Raw genomic sequence first — 1,215 nt, forward strand, 5'->3', positions numbered from 1 at the left:
TCTGAGCTGGGGGTGGCCGCAGAGACCAGCGAGAAGCGACTGTTTACTAAAAACACAGGTCCGTGCGAAGCCGTAAGGCGATGTATACGGACTGACGCCTGCCCGGTGCTGGAACGTTAAGGGGACCGGTTAGTGACCTTTCGGGGTTGCGAAGCTGAGAACTTAAGCGCCAGTAAACGGCGGTGGTAACTATAACCATCCTAAGGTAGCGAAATTCCTTGTCGGGTAAGTTCCGACCTGCACGAATGGCGTAACGACTTCTCGACTGTCTCAACCATAGGCCCGGTGAAATTGCACTACGAGTAAAGATGCTCGTTTCGCGCAGCAGGACGGAAAGACCCCGGGACCTTTACTACAGTTTGATATTGGTGTTCGGTTCGGCTTGTGTAGGATAGGTGGGAGACTTTGAAGCAGCCACGCCAGTGGTTGTGGAGTCGCCGTTGAAATACCACTCTGGTCGTGCTGGATGTCTAACCTCGGTCCGTGATCCGGATCAGGGACAGTGTCTGATGGGTAGTTTAACTGGGGCGGTTGCCTCCCAAAGGGTAACGGAGGCGCCCAAAGGTTCCCTCAGCCTGGTTGGCAATCAGGTGTTGAGTGTAAGTGCACAAGGGAGCTTGACTGTGAGACCGACGGGTCGAGCAGGGACGAAAGTCGGGACTAGTGATCCGGCGGTGGCTTGTGGAAGCGCCGTCGCTCAACGGATAAAAGGTACCCCGGGGATAACAGGCTGATCTTCCCCAAGAGTCCATATCGACGGGATGGTTTGGCACCTCGATGTCGGCTCGTCGCATCCTGGGGCTGGAGTCGGTCCCAAGGGTTGGGCTGTTCGCCCATTAAAGCGGTACGCGAGCTGGGTTTAGAACGTCGTGAGACAGTTCGGTCCCTATCCGCTGTGCGCGTAGGAATATTGAGAAGGGCTGTCCCTAGTACGAGAGGACCGGGACGGACGAACCTCTGGTGTGCCAGTTGTCCTGCCAAGGGCATGGCTGGTTGGCTACGTTCGGGAGGGATAACCGCTGAAAGCATCTAAGCGGGAAGCCTGCTTCAAGATGAGTATTCCCACCTCCTTGAGAGGGTAAGGCTCCCAGTAGACGACTGGGTTGATAGGCCAGATGTGGAAGCCCGGTAACGGGTGGAGCTGACTGGTACTAATAGGCCGAGGGCTTGTCCTCAGTTGCTCGCGTCCACTGTGTTAGTTCTGAAGCAACGAAC

Annotated in this window: 1 rRNA gene (running past one end of the window); it reads left to right on the top strand. The window is 56.1% G+C overall.

Annotation, left to right across the window (positions count from 1 at the left end):
• A 23S ribosomal RNA gene (locus ACZ4VL_RS40010) occupies positions 1 to 1,175 on the top strand (it extends 2,027 nt beyond the left edge of the window).
• Positions 1,176 to 1,215: the final 40 nt, after the last annotated feature.

The organism is Streptomyces sp. NPDC029014 (genome assembly GCF_055564695.1).